General features: G+C 54.4%; 17 protein-coding genes. 4 read left to right on the top strand and 13 right to left on the bottom strand.

What is annotated here, in order from left to right:
• Nucleotides 1-112: 112 nt before the first annotated feature.
• The 6 genes from OGV67_RS03600 to OGV67_RS03625 form a co-directional block, all read right to left on the bottom strand.
• Nucleotides 113-679 carry a TetR/AcrR family transcriptional regulator gene (locus OGV67_RS03600; protein WP_049009383.1) on the bottom strand — a complete coding sequence of 189 codons (567 nt, stop codon included), beginning with the start codon at nt 677-679 and terminating at the stop codon, nt 113-115.
• A gap of 188 nt (nt 680-867) precedes the next feature.
• Nucleotides 868-1,761: a MurR/RpiR family transcriptional regulator gene (locus OGV67_RS03605; RefSeq protein WP_012133660.1), complete on the bottom strand. Its 894-nt coding sequence runs from the start codon at nt 1,759-1,761 to the stop codon at nt 868-870.
• A gap of 2 nt (nt 1,762-1,763) precedes the next feature.
• On the bottom strand, nt 1,764-2,711 hold the full coding sequence (locus OGV67_RS03610; RefSeq protein WP_115615031.1) for an iron-siderophore ABC transporter substrate-binding protein: 948 nt from the start codon (nt 2,709-2,711) through the stop codon (nt 1,764-1,766).
• A gap of 15 nt (nt 2,712-2,726) precedes the next feature.
• The gene (locus OGV67_RS03615) at nt 2,727-3,779 is read right to left on the bottom strand and encodes a FecCD family ABC transporter permease (protein ID WP_115615032.1); all 1,053 of its coding nucleotides are present in this window, start codon (nt 3,777-3,779) and stop codon (nt 2,727-2,729) included.
• Entirely contained in the window at nt 3,776-4,789 is a 1,014-nt protein-coding gene (locus tag OGV67_RS03620; RefSeq protein WP_049008662.1) for a FecCD family ABC transporter permease, read from the bottom strand. The genes OGV67_RS03615 and OGV67_RS03620 overlap by 4 nt, the downstream gene beginning before the upstream one ends.
• On the bottom strand, nt 4,786-5,613 hold the full coding sequence (locus OGV67_RS03625) for an ABC transporter ATP-binding protein (protein WP_012133664.1): 828 nt from the start codon (nt 5,611-5,613) through the stop codon (nt 4,786-4,788). Before OGV67_RS03625 ends, OGV67_RS03620 begins: the two co-directional genes overlap by 4 nt.
• Nucleotides 5,614-6,062: 449 nt before the next feature.
• On the opposite strand from OGV67_RS03625, the gene OGV67_RS03630 reads away from it, so the two are divergent.
• The 4 genes from OGV67_RS03630 to mtr all read left to right on the top strand — a co-directional run bounded on the left by OGV67_RS03630 (nt 6,063) and on the right by mtr (nt 11,437).
• A complete protein-coding gene (locus tag OGV67_RS03630) occupies nt 6,063-8,225 on the top strand; it encodes a TonB-dependent siderophore receptor (protein WP_286464941.1) in 2,163 nt (720 codons plus the stop codon).
• A gap of 221 nt (nt 8,226-8,446) precedes the next feature.
• Nucleotides 8,447-8,542, top strand: coding sequence for a tryptophanase leader peptide (tnaC, locus tag OGV67_RS03635; RefSeq protein WP_024130621.1), 96 nt, complete (start codon nt 8,447-8,449; stop codon nt 8,540-8,542).
• Nucleotides 8,543-8,667: 125 nt separating this feature from the next.
• Nucleotides 8,668-10,056 (top strand): tryptophanase, encoded by a 1,389-nt coding sequence (tnaA, locus tag OGV67_RS03640; protein ID WP_012133668.1) that lies wholly within the window; start codon nt 8,668-8,670, stop codon nt 10,054-10,056.
• A 136-nt stretch (nt 10,057-10,192) separates the two neighbouring features.
• Entirely contained in the window at nt 10,193-11,437 is a 1,245-nt protein-coding gene (gene mtr / locus OGV67_RS03645) for a tryptophan permease (RefSeq protein WP_024130622.1), read from the top strand.
• Between the two features lie 80 nt (nt 11,438-11,517).
• On the opposite strand, the gene OGV67_RS03650 is transcribed toward mtr, so the two are convergent.
• From OGV67_RS03650 to OGV67_RS03680, 7 genes are read right to left on the bottom strand one after another with little or no spacing between them, the layout of a single operon-like run.
• Nucleotides 11,518-12,168 carry a hypothetical protein gene (locus tag OGV67_RS03650; RefSeq protein ID WP_115615034.1) on the bottom strand — a complete coding sequence of 217 codons (651 nt, stop codon included), beginning with the start codon at nt 12,166-12,168 and terminating at the stop codon, nt 11,518-11,520.
• Nucleotides 12,161-13,195 carry a plasmid segregation protein ParM domain-containing protein gene (gene parM / locus OGV67_RS03655; RefSeq protein ID WP_196491298.1) on the bottom strand — a complete coding sequence of 345 codons (1,035 nt, stop codon included), beginning with the start codon at nt 13,193-13,195 and terminating at the stop codon, nt 12,161-12,163. The genes OGV67_RS03650 and parM overlap by 8 nt, the downstream gene beginning before the upstream one ends.
• 43 nt (nt 13,196-13,238) lie before the next feature.
• Nucleotides 13,239-14,051, bottom strand: a complete 813-nt coding sequence (locus tag OGV67_RS03660) for a C40 family peptidase (RefSeq protein WP_258865979.1) — start codon at nt 14,049-14,051, stop codon at nt 13,239-13,241.
• 16 nt (nt 14,052-14,067) lie between these two features.
• Nucleotides 14,068-15,015, bottom strand: a complete 948-nt coding sequence (gene lafU, locus OGV67_RS03665) for a putative lateral flagellar export/assembly protein LafU (protein WP_012133673.1) — start codon at nt 15,013-15,015, stop codon at nt 14,068-14,070.
• Nucleotides 15,015-15,878 carry a flagellar motor stator protein MotA gene (gene motA, locus OGV67_RS03670; protein WP_012133674.1) on the bottom strand — a complete coding sequence of 288 codons (864 nt, stop codon included), beginning with the start codon at nt 15,876-15,878 and terminating at the stop codon, nt 15,015-15,017. The genes lafU and motA overlap by 1 nt, the downstream gene beginning before the upstream one ends.
• A 7-nt stretch (nt 15,879-15,885) precedes the next feature.
• Nucleotides 15,886-16,581 carry a FliA/WhiG family RNA polymerase sigma factor gene (locus OGV67_RS03675; protein WP_012133675.1) on the bottom strand — a complete coding sequence of 232 codons (696 nt, stop codon included), beginning with the start codon at nt 16,579-16,581 and terminating at the stop codon, nt 15,886-15,888.
• A 19-nt stretch (nt 16,582-16,600) separates the two neighbouring features.
• The gene (locus OGV67_RS03680; RefSeq protein ID WP_012133676.1) at nt 16,601-17,071 is read right to left on the bottom strand and encodes a flagellar basal body-associated FliL family protein; all 471 of its coding nucleotides are present in this window, start codon (nt 17,069-17,071) and stop codon (nt 16,601-16,603) included.
• Nucleotides 17,072-17,079: the final 8 nt, after the last annotated feature.

The raw sequence follows: 17,079 nt of genomic DNA on the forward strand, positions 1-17,079 counted from the left end.
GCACCAGGCGACTGAACGTTATTTCAGGTACAGCGGTATCGCGTCATGAGGTATTTCTCACAACGACAATAAGGGAAATAATTTATTTCCCTTTGATTATTAGATTCTTTATTCAGCCATTCACAAGCATGGTAACGATATCCCGGTATATCTCCTGTAACGCATCAGGGTCACTTTTTTGCGGCGTCAGGCGACGGTAAACCGCCCCTTCCATCATGGTTGCAATCACTTCAACACAGCAACGGATGCGGGCCTCGCTGAGTTGCGGACACGTTTTTCTCAGGTGCGCGCAGGCGTTGTCGAACATCCGCGCATCCGCCTCTTCGAGCATCGCGGCAACATGAGGATTGCGGGTCGATTCAGCCGCCATCTCCAGCATCAGCGCATCATCATCCTCGCTCAGCGTTTGCCGCCAGGCCAGGATTCCGGGGATACGCTCCGTCTGGGTTTTATCTTCTATCTGTGTAATGCGATAGTCGATAATACGGCGGATCATCTCTTCGATAATGGCATCTTTACTGGCGAAGTAGCGATAGATTTGCCCCACGCTGAGACGGGCTTCAGCAGCGATCTGCGACATGCTGGCGCCGTGAAATCCGCTGGCGCGAAAGCACTGGCGCGCGGCGTTGATGATCTCATCCTGTCGTTGTTTCTGGCGGATTTCCAGCTTGCTGCTCATCACATCTCCTCGTCACCTCAAAAGTGAGAATGATCGTTCTCATTTTGGCCAATTATACGTCTCCTGCGCACATTGAAAAGGATTTTTTTGCTTATTATTTTCCTGCATTATTTGCCAGGAAAATAATGGAGAGATTATGGAGATTTAATGAAAAAAATCTGAAAATCAAATGGAGAGAATATTTAAATTTATTTCTTTGCCCCTGACTTTCCAATTCCCCGGTACAATTCATTGATGCGCTTAACGGACTTAATCGAACGCTGCGGGGCTGTCGAAGCGACAGACAACACGATCATTTCCAGGCAAACCAGCACCGTACCGTGCAACGGCATTTTCCCGTTCTCACCGCCGCGCGGCACATTGATCACCACATCCGCCTCCTTGCTAAAACGTGATTCCAGCGCATTGGTCAGTAAAATCACCGGCACGCCCAACCGCTTCGCCTCGCGGATGGTCGTCAACCCTTCGCGATGCGGCGATTTCTGCGCCATCATAATCAGCACATCCCCCCGCTGTAGCGCAATCAGCTGTTCCGCCAGGTTAATCCCGGTACGATTAAACGCCACCGACGGCAAGCCAATACGGCTGAGCAGACGCGCCGTGTAGTCCGCAAGTATCCCGGATGCGCCAATGCCAAATATCCCCACCTGACGCGCCTCCACCAACAGTGCGACCGCCTGCGCAATCGCGTAACGGTTTTGCGGCGTAGACAGCACGTCGCAGGTGCGCTGATGCCCTTGCAGAACAAAATCAATGCTCGAATTTACATCGCAGGAAAGCGTATTCACCGTGGTCGTCATTTTCTCTTCCGAGGTGATACCCGGGCCAAACCAGTGTTCGATGGTCTGTTTTAAATCGCGCAGCCCGGCAAACCCCAATGCCTGAATCGCCCGGACAACCGTCGCGTCAGAAGTTTGAGTGGCGGCCGCAATTTCTATCGCCGTAAATTCCAGTACCACTTCCCGGTTCTCATGGATATAACGCGCCACCGCCTGCATCCTCGGCGAAAGCAGATGCGCCCGCGCCCGGAAGCGATCGCCGTAAACATCAATACGATTTTTCACTTTCTTCGCCGTCAGCATGGTTATTTCCCCTCCGGTAAGTGGCGCCCGGCAATATGCGACTGTACCTGTGCAACCATCAGGCTGAGTGATGCAAAGGAGTTCGAAATCGCCTCTTCACGGGAGATCAAAACGTAGTGCCCGCGCTGGCAAGCGGTAAGAAACTCGCACCAGCCCGGCAACACGGCATCCATCGCGGCAATTTCATCCTGCGGCTTACCACCGGTATCACCGCGCCAGGTGGCAAAAACAAAATCCGCGTCCATCTCTGGCAGACGCTCCGCGCTCACGTCAATCCGCCCTCCCGGCGGAATGCTGTCGATCAGTTTCGGGAAGGAAAACCCGGCATCGCGCAGGACGCGTCCTAACGAATGATAGGTGTGCAACGCATTGATTTTTCCCTGGTTTGCCTGAATGACTGACACCGTAATGTATTGGGTATCCACCGTGTGTTTCAACCGGTCAATCTCTTCCCGGTAGCGACGCTCCAGAATAGCCAGTCGCGCCTGAGTTCCGGTAAGCTGCGCGAGCTTGCGGTAAATTTCCGGCGCGCCGCCGTCGAGATGATCAATGCTCACCGTCGGGGCGATTTTCTCCAGTTGTTCGATGGGCGTATGGCGACTCGGCTCGGTGATGATCAAATCGGGTTTCGCGGCGACAATCGCTTCAATATCAATGTCCGCCGTACCAATAAACTTTATCGTTGAATGATCAAAATCGACGCCGGTCAGCAGCGCGCCCGAACGCAGGAAATGGCTGCCGTCAGGACGCGTTCTGCCGTGGCTGGCGACCGGCGGAACGCCCAGCTCAATCAGCGGAATGGTGATATCAAGATCGTGTAGCGACACAATGCGCTGCGGATGCAGCGGCACGTTCACCACGCGTCCGAGATCGTCGGTAAAAGGCCGGGTGGCAACCTCTGCCTGTACAGAGCCCCCCAGCAGCAGCAACAGCGAAAAAAGTAAACGCATACACCCTCTTAAAAATTACAAACGATCCCGACGACGCCAGAGCAACAGTAAAAAGAAAGGACCGCCGACCAGCGCAATCACGATCCCCGCCGGTATTTGCAGCGGCGCAAAGGCCAGACGCCCGATGGTATCCGTGAGCAGCACCAGCAGAGCGCCAATGAGCGCACTGCCCCACAGCAGCGCCATTTGCCCTCCGCGCAGGCAAAAACGCGCCATATGCGGCGCCATCAGGCCGACAAACCCCAGGCTGCCCACGCAGGAGACGCTGGCGGCGGTCAGAAATACCGGCGCCATAAAACGCAGCAGCGCCAGATGAGACAGACGCACCCCGAGCCCGGTCGCGGTGTGATTACCCAGCAGCGCCACATCCGATGCTCTCGCCGTCGCAAACAGCAGAACAGCCGCAGGCAACGCCCACCCCAGCGCCACCCACAGCAACGGCCAGGTGGCGGCGTGCAGGCTTCCGGCCAGCCAGACCAGCGCCGTTTGCACATCGCGGACATCGGCTGTCGTCATAAAAACGCCCATTCCCGCAGCAAAGAACCACGAGACGCCAATGCCGATCAGCACAAATCGCGGGCGGGAGAAATCACGGGCCAGCAGCATGACCAGCGCGGCGACCATTAATCCGCCAGCAATACCCGCCAGCGGTCGCCAGACCAGGCTGACCGACGGGAAGAGCAGCACTAACGCCAGTACCACCACGCTACTCCCCTCTTTCACGCCGATAAGACCGGGGTCCGCCAGGCCGTTACGGGTAATCGACTGCATCGCCGCGCCAGCCAGCCCCAGCATTGCTCCACACAGCAGCGCCATCAGCAAACGCGGAAGACGGACATCCCAGACAACATACTGCTGTTGCTCCGTTAACGCCTGCGGAGAGAACAACGCACGCCCGATGGCGGAAGCCGGAACGGGAAGCGACCCCTGCAACACGCCCGAAACCAGCAGTACGGCGGCCAGCGTGGCAAACCCCAGCACACACCACACCGTTTTCAGCCGGACAAGGCGTGAGAATTTCCCCACCCGCCATGCGCGCAGCCCGGCACGCGCCAGAACAACGCTCATTTAAGAAATCTCGACGCAATGAAAATAAACACCGGCGCGCCGACCAGCGCGGTCATCACTCCTGTAGCCAGCTCCTGTGGGGCAAGCAGGGTTCGGGCAACGATATCCGCCAGTAGCAGCACTGCCGCCCCCAGCAGCGCCGCCAGCGGGAGCATCTGGCGAATGTCTTCCGTCACCAGACGTCTGATGACGCCCGGAACCAACAGCCCGATAAAACCCAGCGGCCCGGCGACGGATACCGCCGCGCCGCACAGCAGCGCAATGGCGATCATCGCCATCAGACGAATGCGCAGAATATTAACGCCCAACCCACAGGCCATCCGGTCGCCTAGCGCCAGAATATTCAGCCCCGGCGCTATCGCTATCGCCAGTACAACGCCAACCAGCGACGGCAGGAGGGCCTGGCGTACTTTTTCCCAACTCATCCCCGCGAGATCGCCCACCAGCCAGGTGCGCATCGCCAGCAACGTCTGCTCATCCAGAATAAGGATTGCCGCCGTGAGCGACGACACCATCGCCGACAGCGCCACGCCGCAGAGCGTGACCTTCAGCGGCGTCAGTCCGCCACGCCCGGCAGAAGAGAGCGCCATCACCAGCGAAAAGAGTGCCGCTGCGCCCCCTGCCGCAACCAGTGACTGACTGAGCCCCGCGACGCCCAGCGCGGTACACAGCACTACGGAGAACGCGGCTCCCGCATTCAGCCCCAGAATGTGCGGTTCGCCCAGCGGGTTGCGAATCAATGCCTGTAACAGAACGCCGGCTACGCCCAAAGCCGCGCCAACCAGCATGGCCGCAGCCATACGCAACAGACGCAGAGAAATAACGATTCGGTGATCAAAGTTTTTGGCATCGAAGTGAAATAACGCCTGAATGACGGTCTGCGGACTGACGGCACGCGCCCCGACGCCCAGATGAATCACCGCCAGCATAAACAGCAGCAGTAGCAAGACAGGAAGCGCCAGCAGAAATCGACCACGACGGCGGCCTGATGCGATGACCATAGCCGTCATTCTTCCGCTCCAGCCCTGGCACGAAACGGCATGAAGAATGGCTTTCCGGTCAACGGATTCACCGACATCTGCACATCGACGTCAAACACCGATTTGATCAGCTCCGGCGTACAGTGCTCTCCTTCATGTACGATCCCCTCCAGCCGTCCCTGTCTGAGAAAGACCAGCATATCGCCGTAATTCACCGCGAAATTGAGATCATGTAACACCACCACCACGGTACGACCATGATGACGGGTCAGGGAGTGCAGAAGCTCAAGGATCTCTACCTGATAACGCAGATCGAGAAAGGTTGTAGGCTCATCCAGCAAAATAAACGGCGTTTGCTGCGCCAGCGCCATCGCAATCCAGCACCGCTGGCGCTGCCCGCCGGAGAGACTCTCTACCGGCAAATGGGCGAAGTCGGTTGTTCCGGTGAGCTGTAACGCCTGCTCTACGGCCTGTGCGTCATCATCGGTCCATTGCTGGAGAAAATTCTGCCAGGGAAAACGCCCGCGCGAAACCAGTTCAAAAACCGTTAATCCCTCCGGCACCAGCGGGGATTGCGGCAGGATGCCAAGCTGACGCGAAACCGCTTTGGTCGGCTGTTGATGAATCGCTTTACCATCAAGCAGCACGCTGCCGCCCAACGGCTTCAGCATTCGGGCAATCGTACTTAATAAGGTGGATTTGCCTGAGCCGTTCGCCCCGGCCAGCACCGTCATTTTACCTTGCGGGATAGTGAGGCAGACGTCATGCACGATGGCGTGGTGACGATAGCCAGCAGAAAGCTGTTTCAGCTCAATGCCCGTTCTGTGGGCGGTGTTTTCCACATGCTGTGGCATGTTCACTCCTGCGCCGTCGCAGCCTGGCAAAGCCAGCGCGCGCAGCCTTTCAAATAAAAATAAAACTCATTCTCTTTAAGATCTTGCTGGGTTGCGCTGTAGTAGTCAAGCAATTACGCCCTGTAGTTACCTCACCGTACGCACGCAATAAAAACGCCGCAGAAAAAGACGAACAAACTTATAAAAACAGATAAATATCAATAAATTAAAGATTATTTTCCCACAATAACACTACGGTTTTATGACGTTACCCCCGCTGTAGTTTCTTTTTCATTTTTACGTTTACTACTACAAACGCCCATGATTGAATGATTCTCAATTACACATCTGACGCCGTTTACGTTGGTTAAAAGATGGATAAAACGCATGGCTAGCAAGCCGGGCAATGAACTGGATAAACCTGTTTCCCCTCCCGTTTTTGGCAGGGTATTTTGCGGAATAAATAAAAGATGGCTAAGTTAACTCCTTATTTTTCTGGGATGAAAGGGCGAGCGCTGTGCTCCGCTCTGTTTTTGGGTATCACGACGGCTCCTGCGGTCATGGCGGCGGAAAAAGAAAACTCGCCGCTCAAAAATGAAGAGACGATGACCGTGCGCGCAGACGCCTCTTCTGCCGATCAGGCCGTCACATCAGGTTATCAACCGCTGAGTTCGTCCACCGCCACGCTGACGTCGATGCCGCTGCTGGATATCCCGCAGGTGGTCAATACCGTCAGCGACAAAGTGCTGGAAGATCAGCACGCCACAACGCTCGATGAAGCGCTGTATAACGTCAGCAACGTCGTGCAAACCAACACGCTGGGCGGAACGCAGGATGCGTTTGTTCGCCGTGGTTTCGGCGCGAATCGTGACGGTTCCGTGATGACCAACGGTCTTAAAACCGTATTGCCGCGCAGTTTCAACGCGGCCACGTCGCGGGTGGAAGTGCTGAAAGGCCCGGCCTCCACGCTGTACGGTATTCTCGATCCCGGCGGCCTGATTAACGTCGTGACCAAACGTCCGCAAACGCAATTTGGCGGCTCGATTTCCGCTACCTCCTCCAGCTTCGGCGGCGGCACAGGCCAGTTTGACATCACCGGGCCGATTGAAGGCACCCAACTGGCGTATCGCCTGATCGGTGAGTATCAGCACGAGGACTACTGGCGCAACTATGGTACTAACCAGAGCAGCTTCATCTCCCCTTCCCTGACCTGGTTTGGCGACAACGCGACGGTCAACGTGCTCTATTCGCACCGTAATTACAAAGCCCCGTTCGATCGCGGCACCATTTTCGATCTCAATACCAAACAGCCGGTTAACGTGGATCGGAAAACCCGCTTTGATGAGAAATTCAATATCACCGATGGCGAATCGGATCTGGCGCAGCTCAATGCCGAATATCGCTTCAACAGCGCGTGGACGGCGAAGTTTGATTACAGCTTCAGCCAGGATAAATACAGCGATAACCAGGCTCGCGTGATGGCTTATGATTCCGCTACCGGGAACCTGACCCGCCGCGTGGATGCGACGCAAGGCTCCACCCAACGGATGCACGCGACCCGCGCCGATTTACAAGGAAACGTGGATATCGCTGGTTTCTATAACGAGATCCTGACCGGCGTCTCTTATGAGAATTACGATCTGCTGCGCACGGATATGATTCGCTGTAAGAACGTGAAAGGCTTTAATATTTACAATCCGGTCTACGGTACGCTCGGCAAATGCACCAGCGTCTCGGCCTCCGACAGCGACCAGACGATTAAGCAGGAGAGCTATTCCGCTTACGTACAGGATGCGCTGTATCTGACCGATAAGTGGATCGCCGTCGCCGGGATGCGCTATCAGTACTACACCGAATATGCCGGAAAGGGCCGCCCGTTCAACGTCAACACCGACAGCACGGATCAGCAGTGGGTGCCGAAATTCGGCATGGTCTATAAGCTGACCCCTTCTGTGTCGCTGTTCAGCAACGTATCGCGCGCCTTTATGCCGCAATACTCTATTGCCAGCTACATTGGCGATCTGCCGCCGGAAACCTCTACCGCCTATGAAGTGGGGGCGAAATTCGATCTCTTTGACGGCATCACCGCCAATATCGCCCTGTTCAATATTGATAAGCGCAACGTGCTGTACAACGAAATCGTGGATGGCGAAACCGTGGCGAAAACCGCAGGGCGCGTACGCTCACAGGGGGTGGAAGTGGATGTCGCAGGCTCGCTGACGCCCAATACCAATATCATCGCCAGCTACGGTTATACCGCAGCAAAAGTCACGGAAGATCCCGATTACAAAGGGAAACCGCTGCCTAACGTACCGCGTCATACCGGTTCATTGTTCCTGACCTATGACATTCACAACGCCTTTATGGGCAATACGTTGACCATTGGCGGCGGCGGACATGGCGTAAGCCGTCGCTCCGCCACCAACGGCGCGGACTATTATCTGCCTGGTTATTTTGTGGCCGATGCCTTCGCAGCCTATAAGATGAAACTGCAATACCCGGTGACTCTGCAACTCAACGTGAAAAACGTGTTTGATAAAACGTATTACACCTCATCCATTGCCACCAATAATCTGGGTAATCAGATTGGCGACCCGCGTGAAGTTCAGTTCACGGTAAAAATGGAGTTCTGATCCTTCTCGTCCAAATACCCTGTCAATTCTGGCAGGGTATTCCCGCTATTCCCTCACATTAAGATGAATAAACTCACACCGCCCAATGAACGCAAAAATGCGCGCCTCATCAACTTTCTTAACTGAACTGTATCAGATTTAACATTTTGTGATTTTTATCGCGGATAAATTTTAATCTTCCGCTATTTTTAAATTCCCTTTCACTCATGGAGGACGATGTAATGAAACACAAATCGTTTTATCGCCTCATTGCCGCAGGCGGTCTGCACTTCTGGTATAACCTCGATCCGCGTATTTCTAACGACTTTCCGCGTTAATTCTCCTTAGCCGTTCAACATCAATAAAAAATTAACTGAACACTACGTTTGGTCGGTATTTCTTGCGCCTGTTAAAGGCACAAAAATAACGTTCACGTAGCGCGACATGCTATTGGAGAAATAATATGAAACGTATTCCTGAGCCGTTCCGCATTAAAATGGTAGAAAACATTCGTATGACCACCTGGGACGACCGTGTTAAAGCGCTTGAAGAAGCGGGATATAACCCTTTTCTGCTCAGAAGCGATGATGTATATATCGACCTGTTGACCGACTCCGGCACTGGCGCAATGAGCGATCGTCAATGGTCAGGCCTGATGATGGGCGATGAAGCCTACGCCGGCTCACGCAACTATTACCATCTGTGCGACAAAGTAAAAGAGCTGATCGGCTACCCGTTTACGATCCCAACACACCAGGGACGCGGCGCCGAGCAAATTCTGTTTCCCTGCCTGATTGCCCGCCGCAACGCCGAAAAACCGGTCTTTATTTCCAACTTCCACTTTGATACGACCGCCGCCCATGTCGAATTAAACGGCGCGAAAGCCATCAACGTGGTGACGCCAAAAGCGTTCGACACCACCTCATGGTACGACTGGAAAGGCAACTTTGATATCGACCTGCTCAACGCCACTATCGCGGAACATGGCGCAGAAAACGTCGCGGCGATTATCACCACCGTCACCTGCAACAGCTCAGGCGGCCAGCCGGTTTCCATCGCCAATATGCGCGAGGTGTATCAAATAGCGAAGCGGCACAATATTCCGGTGGTCATCGACTCCGCCCGCTTCTGCGAAAACGCCTGGTTTATTAAACAGCGCGAAGAGGGATACGCAGATAAAACGGTGAAAGAGATCGTCCGTGAGATGTACCAGTATGGGGATATGCTGACCATGTCGGCGAAGAAAGATCCGATGGTCAATATCGGCGGGCTGTGCTGCTTCCGTGATGATGAAGATCTGTTCAACGACGTGCGCATTCGCTGCGTGCCGATGGAAGGGTTTGTCACTTACGGCGGGCTGGCGGGGCGCGATATGGAAGCGCTGGCGATCGGCCTCGAAGAAGGGATGAATGAAGATTTCCTCGCCTATCGGATTAACCAGGTGGAATACCTGGGCGAACGGCTGCGCGAAGGGGGGATTCCAATCCAGTATCCAACCGGGGGCCACGCGGTATTTGTCGATGCGAAGCTGCTGCTGCCGCACATTCCGGCAGAACAGTTCCCGGCTCATGCGCTGAATAACGAACTGTACCTGGAAGCCGGGATTCGCAGCGTGGAAATTGGCTCTCTGCTACTTGGGCGCGATCCGGCCACTGGCAAACAAAAACCGTCGCCAATGGAGTTGCTGCGTCTGACGATCCCCCGCCGGGTCTACACCAACGATCACATGGACTATATCGCGGATGCGTTAATCGCCGTAAAAGCCCGCGCCGCATCGATCAAAGGGCTGACTTTCACCTATGAACCGCCGGTGCTGCGCCACTTTGTGGCCCGGCTGAAACCGGTGAAATAACGTTCTGATACGCGCTCCCCTGCGGGAGCGCGATTCCGCTATTTAATACGATATTCAACGCATTCAGGCATGAGAAAAACGGGATCGCCCTTTTCTCTGCACAATGACGGGCATAGCCACGCGAGGAAAACGCACTATGGCTACATTATCGGTCGCAAATAAAGCGCCGTCGCTGATCGGCGGGGCAATGATTATCGGTGGAACCATTATTGGCGCGGGCATGTTTTCTCTCCCGGTGGTGATGTCTGGCGCCTGGTTTTTCTGGTCACTGCTGGCATTAATTTTTACCTGGTTTTGTATGCTGCATTCCGGGTTAATGATCCTGGAAGCAAACCTGAATTATCATATTGGCGCCAGCTTCGACACGATTACCAAAGACCTGCTGGGAAATCGCTGGAATATTATTAACGGTCTGACCGTCGCGTTCGTGCTGTATATTCTGACTTACGCCTATATTTCCGCCAGCGGTTCGGTTATTCACCATACCTTTGCACAAATGGGGATCGTCTTTCCGGCCAGGCTCGGCGGGTTATTATTCGCCCTGGCGGTAGCGTTTATTGTCTGGCTAAGCACCCGGGCGGTGAGCCGTATGACGACCATTGTGCTGGGCGCCAAAATTCTCACCTTCTTTATGACGTTTGGCGGTTTGCTCTGGCACGTCCAGCCGACGATTTTACTCAATACCGCTGAAGTCAGCCCCAGCTACCTGCCCTACGTCCTGATGACGTTGCCGTTCTGTCTCGCCTCATTTGGTTATCACGGCAACGTGCCCAGCCTGATGAAATATTACGGCAAAGATCCGTTGACCATCCGCCGCTGCCTGCTGCTGGGAACGTTGATGGCGCTGGTGCTGTATATCATCTGGCTGGTCGGTACGATGGGGAATATTCCGCGTCCGGCGTTTATTGAGATCGCCGAAAAAGGCGGCAATATCGACGTGCTGGTACAGACGCTGAGCGGTTTGCTGAACAGCTCAACGCTCGATCTGCTGCTGACCGTCTTCTCCAACTTTGCCGTCGCCAGTTCGTTCCTCGGCGTTACGCTGGGATTATTTGATTACCTCGCCGATCTCTTCAGGTTCGACGACTCGCCAAAAGGACGTTTCAAAACTGCGCTGGTCACGTTTCTTCCGCCCATCACCGGCGGTTTAATCTGGCCAAATGGGTTTATCTACGCCATCGGTTTTGCCGGGCTGGCCGCCACCGTCTGGGCGGCGATTGTCCCGGCGCTGCTGGCGCGCGCATCGCGCAAACGCTTTAACAGCCCGCACTATCGGGTATGGGGAGGCAACGCGATGATCGTCCTGATTTTATGCTTTGGGGCAGCTAACGCGCTTATCCATATTCTATCCAGCATTAACCTTCTGCCGGTATACCGGTAGTACGCCGTGCGCGGCGGCATAAAATAAAAAGGGAACCGCCGGGTTCCCTTTTCAACACTGGTGACGCGCTGTGCGAAAGTCTAAAAGATCCCTTTCTGACGCACTTTACTCATCTTCTGCGTCGGCGCGTCTACGGTACTGAGATCGACTTCTTCAGCATTTACGGATTTAGCCGGTTCCGCCGTTGACGTACGCCCCGTTACGCGCAGCTGTTGCAACAGCAGATGCTGCTGTTCCAGCAAGACTTTGAGCTGGGCGACCTCTTCGCGCAGTTTTGCCGTCTCCTCATGCTGCGTGTTATCCGATGGCGCTGCGGCGACCTGCTGTTTTTGCAGGGTCTGCGCCATCAGCGTACGCATTTGCGCCAGCTGCTGTTCGCTGAAGTCTTTCTCTTTTTCTTCATCGCCATCGCCGGTCATGAGGGCGACGGGCAGCAAATTGCTCTCCTGCAATTCCGCGCAAAGGGATTCGAGGCTCAAACCTTCCCGGCTCAGGGATTCTGCAACATGGCTGCACAATTGCGGGTTGAGAAGATGCAATTGCAGGCCGGACAGATAGATATTGCGATGAAACTGGCGGATCTCCATGTTGGCGTCATTGACGTCGCTCCCGTCCCGCTGCACTGCGCCATACCATTTTTTTAGTTGCAGCATCGCGCGCAAATCCGCGCGCGATCGCTCTGGCGACAAATGCAATGAGAGGTTAACACGGCGGATCTGCCTGTTACTCATCGTCGCCTACCTCAACCATTTGCGGCGAATCAATCTGCTCAACGCCTGACTCAGCATGGTACAGGCAGATCTCGCGAGAGAGCGCGCTTTGCGGGTTGTCGAGCGTCACCACGCGTTCGCCGAGCGTCGAATAGGCCTGACGCAGAGCGGATTCGATCAGATGCGCGCCGCCGCCGACCAGATAAACGCGGTTAGGGTTTTTAGCGAATTTCTTCGCTTCATAAGCCACCTGATCGCCAAGTTCCTGAATCTTGATCTCGATCCGTTCAAGGATCTCGTCAATCCGCGATTCATCGTTAATGACGCTTCTGACAAAATCCAGATCGTTGCGACGCTTGATCAGCTCGTTCGCCACCAGGTAGCTGGAGTCGCTGTCCGCCGCCGCCAGTAATTTACGCGTGGCGTCCGTCACCATCGCCACGCCGATTTCGTTGTTGCCGTAAATTGCGGAAACATCGTCAAACTCGCCGACAATCACCCCCATGTCCAGCGTTGTCCCGCCGCAGTCGATGACCAGCGACTTGGTGAATTCATTCACGTTGGAGTTAAGCAGATGCGACAGCGCCGCAGGCAGGCTCTCCGGCATAACATGCACATCAACGATACGGAACAGCTCGCCTTTATTCAGCGAGATCTCACGCATCAGGTTGCGACGTTTCGCTTCGATGCGCTCATCGTTACGCTGGCAATCGTCCGGCTTGTAGAATTGCGTAATCGGCAGTGTGACGATAACTTCAACGTCACGCGGCGTCAGGCCGGTTTGCAGCAGCGCATGATGAACCGCCAGCAGATTCAAATCATCATACTGGTATTCGATGTGCGTCGTGGAAAGCGCTTTATCCGAGGTCGCATCATAGGTGTATTTCGTGGTGCCGATGGTGTAGTTGTATACCGACTGACCACGCAGCAACGCCGCGCTTTTCCAGTCCTTACGGAAGGAGTTCGGCGAAACAACGGTCTTCAGCGTACCGTTTTCAATCCAGCTAATTTTCACATTGGTTGAGCCATCATCAATGGCGAATTTCATACGTGTTGCGGTCATGGGTTTTAACTCAATCTAAGGGTCATTTTTACAGCGTCGCCTCTTCCGTCAGAATGCGGCGAGCGCCGAGGTAATGCGATTGCCAGAAATCATCTGAAAGCTGGCTAATGCGGATATTTAGCCCGCTACGCGGGGCCTCAATAAACTCATCGTTTCCAAGGTAGACGCCAACATGGTCGGCGCCCGGTCGCTGGTTAATGTTAAAAAACACCAGATCGCCGCGACGGAGTTTATCTACGCGAATATGTTTAAGAGTGGGGTCCTGATACATGCCGTTTGCCGTGCGGGGTAGCTTGCGCTCCAGCACATGATTGAAGGCGTAGAAAACCAGGCCACTGCAATCAAATCCTTCCAGCGGATTTTTACCGCCCCAGACATAGGGCTTACCTAACTGGTCTTCCAGACGCTTGATGACGGTATGTAATCGGGACGCCAGTTTCGGGCTGATGCGCCCCGTTTTGTCCTTCCCTTTGCGCGCCTGACTCCACAGTGTGTCGGAGCTTCCCAGGCTACCGGGCTGCCAGCGAGCATGCATTGCCAGCATCTCGCGGTTTTTAGTGCGGTCAGCCAGTTTTTTCGCCGTTTCCCGCTGCTTTTGTTCCGGCGTTAACAGTACGACGGCAGTCCGTTTTTTCACTTTCGCCATCAGCCGCTCGCGATTTTTTTTCCGCATCTGCAACGCGTTTTCCTGCTGCGTCATACCCGCTTCTACAGGCTTCGGCTTTGCGATGCTGTAGCCCGTCGGCATCAGCAATAACAGGATGAGAGAAAAAAAAGGTACCTGGCGGCACAGAACATGCCGGGCAGGTACAAAACGGACAGAACGGATGAAACGTTTCACAGCAATAACGATCTGATTAATGGTTTTTCGTCAGTTTATCGGTCAGCGGTTTAATGACTTTTTCGCCATGCTGCCCAAAGAACTGGTACAGAGAATCACTGGCGGAATGCGTCAGCACCATAATTTCAATGCGGCGGTTCGCGGAACTCAGCGGATGTTGCGGGTCAAGCAACATCTGATCCGCCATGCCGCTCACTTGCAGAATTTTGCTTTGATCCAGCCCCCCGGTGGTCAGAACCGCCCGCGCCTGCATGGCGCGTTCACCGGACAGGTTCCAGTTGTTATAAAGCACCTGATCGCGAAAACGCGTGGCATCGGTATGGCCGGTGATGATGATCTTGTTGTCGATCTTGTTCAGTTCCGGCGCAAACTCCGTCAGTAAGCGTTTGAAAAACGGCGTCAGGATTGCGCTACTGCGCTGGAACATCTCGCGTTTTTGATCGTCCGAGACCAGAATACGCAGCCCCTGCGGCACAATTTCCATTTTCAGGTTGGCTTGCGCATCGTACGTCGAGGTGATTTTCATGATAATGCGCGCCAGATCTTCAATCTCATTACGCGAGCGGGCGTTCACATCGTCCAGGCTTTCCGTCTGTTTCGCCTGCTGAGCAACCTGCTTCTCCGCATCGGTCAACGGTTTTGACGACTCTGCCGTTTTCGACGGTTTAGGCGTTTTCGGATGACGGCTGTCAATCAGCGAAAGCTGCCCGCCCTGCCCCTCTTTTTGCGTAATGGGCGTTAATGAGTTGCCTTCAAAGACCGACTCACCATTAAGCATGGAGACAATCTCTTTACGTTCTTCTTCCGTTACCGCGCCCATGATCCACAGCACCATAAACAGCGCCATCATTGCCAGCGTGAAGTCTGCGAAGGCCACTTTCCAGGCGCCGCCATGAAATTCATCATGGCTTTTACGCGAGGAGCGTTTGATGATCGTGGTATGTTCTTTGCTGCGGTTACGCATCAGGCATCACCCATCATCTGGTTTACCCAACCGTCCAGCGTCGCGAATGTCGGTTTCGTGTCCATCGGCAGCATTTTGCGCCCGGCATCGACCGCCAGCAGCGTCGGCTTACCGGCAACGTGGTTCACCAGTACGGTACGCACGCACTCCAGCACCGAGATTTGCTTTTTGGTGCGTTGCTCCATGGCGTTCGCCACCGGGTCCATCAGGCAGTAACAGAAGAATACGCCGAGGAAGGTTCCCACCAGAGCGGCCGCAACCTTCACGCCGATGACCGCAATCGAGCCGTCAATGGATTGCATGGTAATGATGATGCCAAGTACCGCCGCGCAGATGCCGAATCCAGGCATCGCTTCCGCAGTACGTTGCAAAGAGCGGGACGGTTGCAGAAGGTTCTCTTCCATTGCCACCAGTTCCTGTTCGAGAATCCCTTCCAGCTCGTGCTCGTTGATTTTCCCCATCGCCATCAGGCGGAAGTTATCGGAGATGAACGTCACCAGCGCTTTGTCGTGCAGCATGAGGGGGTATTTCTGGAATAACGCGCTGTTTTCCGGTGCTTCGATATGCTCATCCAGCACCTTCAGGCCGCCGTCCTGCACCAGTTCCAGCAGTTCATACAGCAGCATCAGCAGCTGGCGCTGATACTCATCGGTATATTCGTTTTTGCGCATAATGCCGCGAAACTGACGGTACATTTCGCTCAGCACCGCTTTGGGGTTCGCCAGTACCATCGCCCCCAGTCCCGCGCCAAGAATAATGATGATTTCACCCGGCTGCCAGAATGAGGCGAGGTGTCCGCCTGACAAAATAAAGCCGCCGACAACACACCCCATGATGATGAGAATACCTAAGAATTTCTGCATAAACCTTTCACTTCTGGAAAAAAGACTGAATTTTTTGCGCAATGATTTTATTGAGCTGACATACCCTGGCCTCGGTTAAATTGAGGACCAGCGCAATTTCCTTCAGGCTCATTTCATGCTGGTAATAGAGCGTGAGAATAAGTTGCTCACGCTCATCAAGACTCGCCAACGCGTTGCGTAGCGTTCTGCTGACGATGATCTCTTCTTCAAGCGGACGGCTATCCAGCGCCCCCGCATATACGTCATTACCCAGAAGATCGTCGAGACTCTCCAGCGTTTTGGCGCAATCGAGTAAGAGATATTCCTGATACTCTTCAGCCGTAATGGAAAGATGGTGGCTGATATCCTCAAAGCTGGGCGTACGCCCCAGCTGACGCGCAATCTCGCGGATTGCGTCATTGAGCTTATGCGTTTTCTGTCGCAAACGACGCGGACGCCAGTCAAGCAACCGCAGCTCATCCAGTACCGCGCCGCGAACGCGTTGTATGGCATAAGCGGCAAACTGCTCATCAGGATGGCCGTAACGGCGCAACGAGGTTAACAACCCCATTAGCGCGATCTGTTCCATATCATCCCGATCAATAACGCTACTGGTCTGGTAAGCGAGTTGCTTCACCACTTTGTTGACGAGCGGCAGATACGTGCTGACATAGCGCGCTTCATCCGCAGGCGTCAGCGTTTCACTTGCGATAAAATCCATCATGTCCAATACGGCTTATCAATCACTGGAAGACCATTTTGCTGATGATGACGTCATCAAAGGGGACGTCCATCTTCAGGCTGTCAAATCTGGCGGCATAGGCGGCTTTGAGTTTGTCGTGCAGGTTGCTGACGCTTAGCGCACGCACGGCGTCATAGTCCATTTCGGAAAACAGATTGACGGTCGCTCCACGAATCGCAGGGATCATGTCTTGCGCCGTCCGCGCGTTTTCCGCGCTCATGGTCGCCAGGTTCAGTTCCAGCATCAGATAACGCTCCGCATTACCTTTCCCTTTCAGGGTGATGAGGATGTTTTTAATTTCCACGAACTCCACCTGTTGCGGCGTGGAGGATTTAAATAAGCTCGTCAACGGATTGCTCTCCGATGCCGTGTCCGCGCGAAGTAGCCAGGTGCCGGCAACGGTTAAACATGCCGTCAGTAAAGCGGTAACCAAAGCGATCGCCAGCCCAAAGGAGATTGTTTTTGCGTTCATAAATGTCT

This window comes from Citrobacter sp. CK188, assembly GCF_030333525.1.
GTDB classification, from domain to species: Bacteria; Pseudomonadota; Gammaproteobacteria; order Enterobacterales; family Enterobacteriaceae; genus Citrobacter_B; species Citrobacter_B koseri.

What these genes read in the sequence shown, in the direction of transcription:
- OGV67_RS03600 (WP_049009383.1), bottom strand. Translation starts at nt 679, where the DNA reads ATGAGCAGCAAGCTGGAAATCCGCCAGAAACAACGACAGGATGAGATC.
- OGV67_RS03605 (WP_012133660.1), bottom strand. Translation starts at nt 1,761, where the DNA reads ATGCTGACGGCGAAGAAAGTGAAAAATCGTATTGATGTTTACGGCGAT.
- OGV67_RS03610 (WP_115615031.1), bottom strand. Translation starts at nt 2,711, where the DNA reads ATGCGTTTACTTTTTTCGCTGTTGCTGCTGCTGGGGGGCTCTGTACAG.
- OGV67_RS03615 (WP_115615032.1), bottom strand. Translation starts at nt 3,779, where the DNA reads ATGAGCGTTGTTCTGGCGCGTGCCGGGCTGCGCGCATGGCGGGTGGGG.
- OGV67_RS03620 (WP_049008662.1), bottom strand. Translation starts at nt 4,789, where the DNA reads ATGACGGCTATGGTCATCGCATCAGGCCGCCGTCGTGGTCGATTTCTG.
- OGV67_RS03625 (WP_012133664.1), bottom strand. Translation starts at nt 5,613, where the DNA reads ATGCCACAGCATGTGGAAAACACCGCCCACAGAACGGGCATTGAGCTG.
- OGV67_RS03630 (WP_286464941.1), top strand. Translation starts at nt 6,063, where the DNA reads ATGGCTAAGTTAACTCCTTATTTTTCTGGGATGAAAGGGCGAGCGCTG.
- tnaC (WP_024130621.1), top strand. Translation starts at nt 8,447, where the DNA reads ATGAAACACAAATCGTTTTATCGCCTCATTGCCGCAGGCGGTCTGCAC.
- tnaA (WP_012133668.1), top strand. Translation starts at nt 8,668, where the DNA reads ATGAAACGTATTCCTGAGCCGTTCCGCATTAAAATGGTAGAAAACATT.
- mtr (WP_024130622.1), top strand. Translation starts at nt 10,193, where the DNA reads ATGGCTACATTATCGGTCGCAAATAAAGCGCCGTCGCTGATCGGCGGG.
- OGV67_RS03650 (WP_115615034.1), bottom strand. Translation starts at nt 12,168, where the DNA reads ATGAGTAACAGGCAGATCCGCCGTGTTAACCTCTCATTGCATTTGTCG.
- parM (WP_196491298.1), bottom strand. Translation starts at nt 13,195, where the DNA reads ATGAAATTCGCCATTGATGATGGCTCAACCAATGTGAAAATTAGCTGG.
- lafU (WP_012133673.1), bottom strand. Translation starts at nt 15,015, where the DNA reads ATGCGTAACCGCAGCAAAGAACATACCACGATCATCAAACGCTCCTCG.
- motA (WP_012133674.1), bottom strand. Translation starts at nt 15,878, where the DNA reads ATGCAGAAATTCTTAGGTATTCTCATCATCATGGGGTGTGTTGTCGGC.
- OGV67_RS03675 (WP_012133675.1), bottom strand. Translation starts at nt 16,581, where the DNA reads ATGATGGATTTTATCGCAAGTGAAACGCTGACGCCTGCGGATGAAGCG.
- OGV67_RS03680 (WP_012133676.1), bottom strand. Translation starts at nt 17,071, where the DNA reads ATGAACGCAAAAACAATCTCCTTTGGGCTGGCGATCGCTTTGGTTACC.